Source organism: Longimicrobium sp., from assembly GCA_036387335.1.
GTDB lineage: Bacteria > Gemmatimonadota > Gemmatimonadetes > Longimicrobiales > Longimicrobiaceae > Longimicrobium.
In genome coordinates, this window is record DASVTZ010000193.1 from 19,150 (window position 1) to 27,175 (window position 8,026).

7 protein-coding genes are annotated in these 8,026 nt (G+C 72.8%); all 7 read left to right on the forward strand.

From position 1 onward, the window contains the following. The first annotated feature begins 2 nt into the window (after nt 1–2). The gene (locus VF647_19485) at nt 3–1,028 is read left to right on the forward strand and encodes a Gfo/Idh/MocA family oxidoreductase (protein ID HEX8454275.1); all 1,026 of its coding nucleotides are present in this window, start codon (nt 3–5) and stop codon (nt 1,026–1,028) included. Then, nucleotides 1,025–2,146, forward strand: coding sequence for a glycosyltransferase family 4 protein (locus VF647_19490; protein ID HEX8454276.1), 1,122 nt, complete (start codon nt 1,025–1,027; stop codon nt 2,144–2,146). Before VF647_19485 ends, VF647_19490 begins: the two co-directional genes overlap by 4 nt. Then, nucleotides 2,143–3,273, forward strand: a complete 1,131-nt coding sequence (locus VF647_19495; protein HEX8454277.1) for a glycosyltransferase — start codon at nt 2,143–2,145, stop codon at nt 3,271–3,273. Before VF647_19490 ends, VF647_19495 begins: the two co-directional genes overlap by 4 nt. Then, nucleotides 3,264–4,346, forward strand: a complete 1,083-nt coding sequence (locus VF647_19500; protein ID HEX8454278.1) for a glycosyltransferase — start codon at nt 3,264–3,266, stop codon at nt 4,344–4,346. Before VF647_19495 ends, VF647_19500 begins: the two co-directional genes overlap by 10 nt. Continuing rightward, a complete protein-coding gene (locus tag VF647_19505; protein ID HEX8454279.1) occupies nt 4,343–5,422 on the forward strand; it encodes a glycosyltransferase in 1,080 nt (359 codons plus the stop codon). The genes VF647_19500 and VF647_19505 overlap by 4 nt, the downstream gene beginning before the upstream one ends. Nucleotides 5,423–5,549: 127 nt before the next feature. Continuing rightward, nucleotides 5,550–6,884 carry a hypothetical protein gene (locus tag VF647_19510; protein ID HEX8454280.1) on the forward strand — a complete coding sequence of 445 codons (1,335 nt, stop codon included), beginning with the start codon at nt 5,550–5,552 and terminating at the stop codon, nt 6,882–6,884. A 574-nt stretch (nt 6,885–7,458) separates the two neighbouring features. Then, nucleotides 7,459–8,026: ribose-phosphate diphosphokinase (gene prs, locus VF647_19515; GenBank protein ID HEX8454281.1), on the forward strand; the 568-nt coding region annotated here is incomplete at its 3' end.

Consider the following 8,026-nt stretch of genomic DNA (forward strand, 5'->3'; position numbering starts at 1 on the left):
CGTTGCTCGACTCACGCACTCACGCACTCACGCACTCACGCACTTCCGTTCCTCGCCTGGGCTTCCTGGGCGTCGGCTGGATCGGGCGGCACCGCATGGAGGCCATCGCGCGCGCCGGCTTCGGCACGGTGGCCGCCGTATCCGATCCGTCGCCCGAGATGACGGCGGCGGCGCGCGAAACCGCGCCCGGCGCCGAGGTGGTGGACGGGCTCGACCCGCTCCTGGAGATGGGGCTGGACGGGATCGTGATCGCCACGCCGAGCGCGCTGCACGCGGAGCAGTCGATCCGCGCGCTGGAGGCGGGCGTGGCGGTGTTCTGCCAGAAGCCGCTCGGGCGCACGGCGGACGAGGTGCGGCGCGTGGTGGATGCAGCGCGCGCGGCCGACCGGCTCCTAGCGGTGGACCTGTCGTACCGCTTCACCGAGGGGATGCGCCACATCCGCGAGCGGATCGAGGGCGGCGAGCTGGGGCGGGTGTACGCGGTGGATCTCACCTTCCACAACGCGTACGGGCCGGACAAGCCCTGGTTCTACGATCCCGCGCTCTCCGGCGGCGGGTGCGTGATGGACCTGGGGGTGCACCTGGTGGACCTGGCGCTCTGGACGCTCGGCTTCCCGGCCGTCGAATCGGTGGATGGGAAGCTCTTCGCGGGCGGCGAGCCGCTGCGCGACGCGGCGAAGCAGGTGGAGGACTACGCCGTAGCGTCCATCGGGCTCGAAGATGGGACGGCGGTGCGGCTGGCCTGCTCGTGGCGCCTTTCGGCCGGCCAGGATGCGGTGATCGCGGCCGACTTCTACGGCACGGGCGGCGGGGCGGCGCTCCGCAACGTGAACGGCTCCTTCTACGACTTCACCGCCGAGCTCTTCCACGGCACCTCCCGCGAAACGCTGGCGACGCCGCCGGACGAATGGGGCGGGCGCGCGGGAGTGGATTGGGCGCGACGGCTGGCCGCGGGGGAGCGCTTCGATGCGGGCGGCGAGCGGCTGGTGGACGTGGCGGGCGTGCTGGACCGCATCTACGGTCGATGAAGATCCTTCTCACGACCGACACGCTCGGCGGGGTGTGGGACCACACGGTGACGCTGGCGTGCGAGCTGAGTGCGGCGGGGCACGACGTGCTGGTCGCCGCGCTCGGCGAGGTGCGCGACGAGCGGCTGGCGCACCTGCCGGACGGGGTCCAGTTCACCTCGCGCCCGTACAAGCTGGAGTGGATGGCCGGCGCGGGCGACGACGTGCGTGCCGCCGCCAGCTGGCTGCGCGGGCTGGCCGAGGTGTGGAACGCGGACGTGGTGCACCTCAACCAGATGGCGTACGCGGCGTTCGGCTTCTCCGTCCCCGTGGTGGCGGCGGTGCACAGCGACGTGCTCTCCTGGTGGACGCACGTGCTGGGCGGCGACGCGCCGATGGACGAGTGGGGGCAGTACGCGGCGTGGGTGCGCGAGGGGTTGCTGGCCGCGGACGCGGTGGTGACGCCCACGCAGTACCAGGCCACCCTCCTGGTGCGCCATTACGACGTGCGGGGCGCGCGCGTCATTTACAACGGCGTGGAGCTCGCCGCCGGCGACGATCCGCGGCCGCGCACCGAGTTCTGCGCGCTCAGCGTGGGGCGGCTGTGGGACCGCGGCAAGGGTGTGGACACGCTGGACGAGGCCGCCGGGCTGCTGGGCGCCGGGTTCCCGGCCGTTCACGTATTGGGCGAGACGATGTCGCCGCACGGCGAGCGCTACGAGCCGCGACACCTGCGGGCGCACGGCCGCGTGGAGCGCGCGGAGGTGGACGAGTGGATGCGGCGCGCGTCCGTGTACGTGGCGCCCTCGCGCTACGAGCCGTTCGGGCTGGCGCCGCTGGAGGCAGCGCTGCACGGCTGCGCGCTGGTGCTGAGCGACATCGGCACCTTTCGCGAGCTGTGGCACGGGTGCGCGGAGTTCGTGCCACCCGATGACCCGGCGGCGCTGGCCGGCGCCCTGCGCGGGCTGCGCGACGACCCGGCGCGGGTGGCGCGCCTGGCGGAGGGGGCGCGCAAGCGTGCGCTCCGCCGCTACACCAGCGGCCGCATGGCCGAGGAGTACATCGCATTGTACCGGCAGCTCGCGCAGCGCCACGCCGTCCGCGACCGCGCGCAGGCCGCCACCGCAGCCGCTCCATGAGATTCGTCTTCTTCGTACACAGCGCCGTCTCGGACTGGAACCACGGCAACGCGCACTTCCTGCGCGGGCTGATGAGCTCGCTGGCGCGCCGCGGCCACACGGTGGTCTCCTACGAGCCGCGCGGCGCCTGGTCGCTGGAGAACTTGCTGGCGGACCATGGCGTCGGGCCGGTGGTGGAGTTCGCGCGCGCCTATCCCGAGATCGAGGTGCGCTCCTACGACCCCGCCGCGCCCGCGCTGGACGAGGCGGTCGCCGGGGCGGACGTGGTGCTGGTGCACGAGTGGAACGATCCGGTCGTCGCGAACGCCATCCCCGCGGCCGCGCGGCGGGCGGGAGCGCTCGTTCTCTTCCACGACACGCATCACCGGCCCTGGAGCCAGCCCGAAGCGATCGCACGTTTCGACCTCGCGGCGTTCGACGGCGTGCTGGCCTTCGGCGAGGTGCTGCGCGAGGTGTACCGCGACCGCTTCGGCGTGGAGCGCGCGTGGACGCTGCACGAAGCCGCCGACACCGTCCGCTTCCGCCCGCTGGACGTGCCCAAGACGCAGGACGTCGTGTGGATCGGCAACTGGGGGGATGAAGAGCGCACGCAGGAGCTGCGCGATTTCTGGCTGGCCCCCGCGTCCCGCAACCGCGACCTGCGCTGGACCGCGCACGGCGTCCGCTATCCGGAATACGCCCTCGCCGAGTTGCGAGAAGCGGGGGTGGAGTTCCGTGGATGGGCGCCGTCGCTGCGCGTGCCGGAGGCGTTCTCATCCGCGCGCGCCACGCTGCACGTGCCGCGGCGGGCGTACGTGGAGGCGCTGGCGGGCATCCCCACCATCCGCGTCTTCGAGGCGCTGGCGTGCGGCATCCCCCTGGTCTGCGCCCCGTGGAGCGACGCCGAGGGTCTCTTCCGCCCCGGCGACTACGCCGTCGCGGAGACGCCCGCCGAGATGGAGGCCACCCTCCTGCGCCTGGTGCGCGGCGAGGACGAGGCGCGCCGCCAGGCGGAGCGCGGTCTGGAGACGATTCTCGCACGCCACACCTGTGACCATCGCGCGGACGAGCTGCTGCACGTCGTGGAAACGCTCGGCGCCGCGGGAAGCGCCGGAACCCGCCCAACCGCCGGAACCGCATGCATCTGACCTTCTTCGGATCGTCGCTCGTATCGTCGTACTGGAACGGCGCGGCGACCTACTACCGGGGCCTCCTGCGCGCCCTCCACGAGCGCGGCCACCGCATCACCTTCTGCGAGCCGGACGCGTACGGCCGCCAGCAGAACCGCGACCTGGCGGAGGACCCGTCGTACGCCCGCGTCATCGTCTACCGCACGGAGGAGGAGCGCGACGAGCTGATGGAGCGCGCCTTCGCGGACAGCGAGTGGGTGATCAAGTGCAGCGGCGTGGGCATCTGGGACGCGGAATTGGAGTCGGCCGTCGCCGCGCGCGCGGGCGGCGAGGTGATGACGGCGTTCCTGGACGTGGACGCGCCGGCTACGCTGGGGCGCATCGCGGCGGACCCGGCTGACCCCTTCCGCGCGCACGTTCCGCGTTACGATCACATCCTGACCTATGGCGGCGGACCGCCGGTGGTGGCGGAGTACGAGCGGTGGGGCGCCCGCGCGTGCACCCCCATCTACAACGGCCTGGACCCCGAGGAGCACCGCCCCCTGCCGCGCGGCGGCGCGCCGAAGTGGGACCTCCTCTTCATGGGGAACCGCCTGCCGGACCGCGAGGCGCGAGTGGACGAATTCTTTTTCCGCGCCGCTTCGCTCTGTCCCGAGGCGCGCTTCGCCCTGGGCGGCGAGGGGTGGGGCGACCGTGGGATGCCCGCCAACGTCGAGTACCTGGGCCACGTCCCCACCGCGCGCCACAACGAGGTGAACGCGGCCGCGCGCCTGGTGCTCAACGTGCACCGCGACAGCATGGTGCAGAACGGCTTCTCCCCCGCCACGCGGATGTTCGAGGCCGCAGGCGCGGCGGCCTGCCAGGTGACGGATGCGTGGGTCGGCATCGAGGAGTTCTTTGCGCCCGGCGACGAGATCCTGGTGGCCGCCAATGCGGAAGAGGTGGCGGCGCTGGTGCGCTCCACTGGCGACGAAGACGCGCGGCGCATCGGCGAGGCGGCTCGGAGGCGCGCGATCGAGGCGCACACATACGGCCAGCGCGCGGCACTGCTGGACTCCATCCTGAGGGCACCCGTCGGGAGCGCGGCATGAAGCTCGTCGTCTTCGGCCTGTCGATCTCCTCCAGCTGGGGGAACGGGCACGCCACCACCTACCGCGCGTTGCTGCGGGCCTTCGCGGCGCGGGGGCACGAGGTGGTCTTCTACGAGTGGGACGCGCCCTGGTACGGCGGCGAGAACCGCGACCATCCGGATCCGTCGTACTGCCGGCTCGTCCTCTACCCCACCTGGGAAGACGTCGCCGCCGACGCCGTCGCGGAGGCGCGCGAGGCGGACGCGGTGATCGTGGGCTCGTACGTCAACGAGGGACCGCGGGTGATCGACGCCCTTGCCAGCGCGGGTGTCGATCCCCTCTTCTTCTACGACATCGACACGCCCGTGACGGTGGCAGCGCTGCGCACCGGCGGCGCGGAGTACCTGCGCGCGGACCAGGTGCCGCTCTTCACGCGCTACCTGTCGTTCACGGGCGGTCCCTTTCTGCACGAGGTGCTGGAGGGGGAGCTGGGCGCCCGCGACGCGCGCCCGCTCTACTGCTCGGTCGACGAAGCACGCTACCGCCCCACGCGCCCGGACCCGGCGCTGGCGTGCGACCTGGCGTACATGGGCACCTACGCGGCGGACCGGCAGCCGGTGCTCGACCGCTTCCTGGTGGACGTGGCGCGGCGCCTGCCGGAGAGGCGCTTCGTGGTGGCGGGGCCGCAGTATCCAGATGGCATCAACTGGCCGCCCAATGTGCGCCACATCCACCACCTGGGCCCGGCGCGGCACCCGGCGTTCTACAGCAGCGCCGCCTGGCAGCTCAACGCCACCCGGGCGGACATGGTGGCGGCGGGGTGGTCGCCTTCGGTGCGCCTCTTCGAGGCCGCCGCATGCGGCGCCGCGATGATCTCGGACCGCTGGCCCGGGATCGAGGCGTTCTTCACCCCCGGCCGCGAGATCCTTCTTCCGGAAACGACCGCGGAGGTGGCGGACATCGTCGCGCGCACGCACGACGACGACCGGCGCGCCATCGGCCTGGCGGCTCGGGAGCGCATCCTTGCGGAGCACACCGCCGAGCACCGGGCGTCGGAGTTGGAGGCGCTGGTCGGTGCACCGGCGGGCATCCGATGAACAGCGCCTCACACAGAGACACAGAGGGTACCGAAAGATGAACGGAGAGGTCGTTCTCTGCGGCTTTCTGTGTCTCTCTGTGATCTCTGTGTGATGGTTTTTTCTCACACCCGACCCCGTGATCGCCATGTCACCTGATCGCTTCCGTGCAGCCGCCTTTGCCGCGGCGTTGATGCTCCTCGGCGGGTGTGCCGGGGCGCGCACCTCCGCGCCTGCCACGGTTCCCTCGCCGCGTCTCGCGCCCGCGACGTGGGACACGAATTCGTCGCCCGATTCGATCGCGGCGTGGGCGCTGAGGGGGTGCCGCGGGGCGGGCGCGGGCAAGCAGGCGTGCTTCGAAGGGGCGCTCATCTCCGCCATCAAGCCGGCCGGGGTGGACAAGGCGATGGCCGCACTGGAGCGCGTCGTCGCGCAGGACGCGGACGTGGCGCGCGACACGCACGTGTACGCGCACGGCATCGGCATCGCCGCGTACACGGACGCGGCGACGGTGAGCCAGACGTTCGCGAAGTGCACCCCGGCCTTCCAGTCGGGATGCTACCACGGGGTAATCCAGGCGTACTTCGCGGACCCGGGCGCGGGCGGCGTGACGCCCGAGCGCCTCAATGCGCTCTGCGCGGACTACCGCTCGCCGCAGGGGCGCTGGCTCCAGTTCCAGTGCGCGCACGGGGCGGGGCACGGGCTGATGGCGATCCACGGCCACCACCTGATCCGCGCGCTGGAGGCGTGCGACATCCTCAAGGACATGGCGGAGCGGAGCGCGTGCTGGGGTGGCGCCTTCATGGAGAACGTGGTCAACGCCACCCGCCCGCACCACACCGCCACCACGCAGCTCGCCGCGGGCGGGCACGCGGGGCACGGGCAGCCGGCGGGCGCCGAGCACGCGGGGCACGGCCAGGCCGCGGCGGGGCACGACCACGGCGCCATGCAGCACGAGCCGTTCAAGGCGCTGGACCCGGAGGAGCCGCTCTACCCGTGCACGGTCGTGGCGGAGCAGCACCGCAACTCGTGCTACCTGATGCAGACCTCCGCCATCCTCGCCGCCAACCGCGGTGACTTCGCCGCGGCGGGAAGGCAATGCGAGCGCGCCCCGGAGCAGCACCAGCGCGCGTGCTTCGTGAGCCTGGGCCGCGACGCTGCCTCCTACTCGCGCGGCGACAACGCCCGCGCCGTGGAGCTCTGCGGCCAGTCGCCGGAGGCGCGGATTCCGTGGTGCGTGATCGGCACCGTCAAGAACCGCATCGACGTCACGGCCGATCCCAAGGACGGCCTGGCGTTCTGCCGCATCGTCCCGGGCGAGGCCGCGAAGCGCACCTGCTACCGCGCCATCGGCGAGCAGACCACCGCCCTCTTCGCCGCCCTCCCCGAGCGCGAGCGCGCCTGCGCCGCCGCCGAGGCCGCGTTCGTGGAGGAGTGCAGGTCGGGTGCGCAATTGGCGCGGCGGGAGAGCACGGGGAAGTAGGAGGCGGGCCCCGGCGGGCCCCCTCCCCGCTCGTTCCTCGCTGCCCCTCCCCCAAAACAACCTGGGGGAGGGGCGTGGGCATGCATCCGCCCGCGGGTGGCAGGCGGTGGCGCCGGGGAGGGCACGGGCAGCCACGTGGGGCGGCCCCTACGGGTGTCGGTGTTCGATGCGGGTGGTGGCGCCGGGGCAAGGGGAGGGCAGACACGCAGGTCTGCCCCTACGGGTATTGGTGTAAAATGCCGGGCGGCGGAGCGGCGTCAGGCACGGGCGCGATGAATCGCGCCCCTACGGGATCTGTGTGATGCAGAGGGCAGTTCTCCCCCTCACCCGCCCTGCGCCCCCGCAGGCGGGGGAGGGGGCCGGGGGGAGGGGGCCCTCCGCGGCGCACCCATCCGCGCGCCCTGCAACGACCTACGCCCCCTCTCCCGATAACAGAGGGCGGAGCCCTCTCCTGTTATCGGGAGAGGGGGCAGGCGCGTGTAACGAGCCGGGGGTGAGGGCCCCGCCGGCACACCCCGTGCACTCCCGCCGCCGCTCCAGACGCACGCCCACCCACCCCCCCTCCCGGAGCAAGGTGACGGAAGACGCGATCCTGTTCGGCGGCACAGCCAACCCCGCGCTGGCTGAGGCCGTGGCGCGGGAGCTGGGGATTCCGCTCGCGCCGTGCACGGTGGAGCGGTTCCCGGACGGCGAGCTCTCCGTGAGCCTCGGGCGGTCGGTGAGGCGGCGCGAGGTGTTCGTGCTGCAGGCGACGGCGCCGCCCGTCAACGACCACCTGATGGAGCTCCTCTCCTTCGCCGACGCCTGCCGCCGCTCCGCCGCCGCGCGGGTGATCGCGGTGGTGCCGTACTTCGGCTACGCGCGGTCGGACAAGCGCGAAGGCCGCCGCGAGCCCGTCACCGCCAGTCTCGTCGCGACGCTGATGGAGGCGGCGGGGATCAGCCAGGTGCTCACCGTGGACATCCACTCGGCGCAGATGGAGGGGTTCTTTCGCATTCCGATGGACACGCTGTCGGCGGTCGGGCTGCTGTGCGATGCGCTGAGGGGGCGGCTGCCGGAGGGGACGACGGTGGTGTCGCCGGACGCGGGGCGGGTGAAGACGGCCTCCGAGTTCGCGGAGCGGCTGGGGCTGCCGCTCGCCG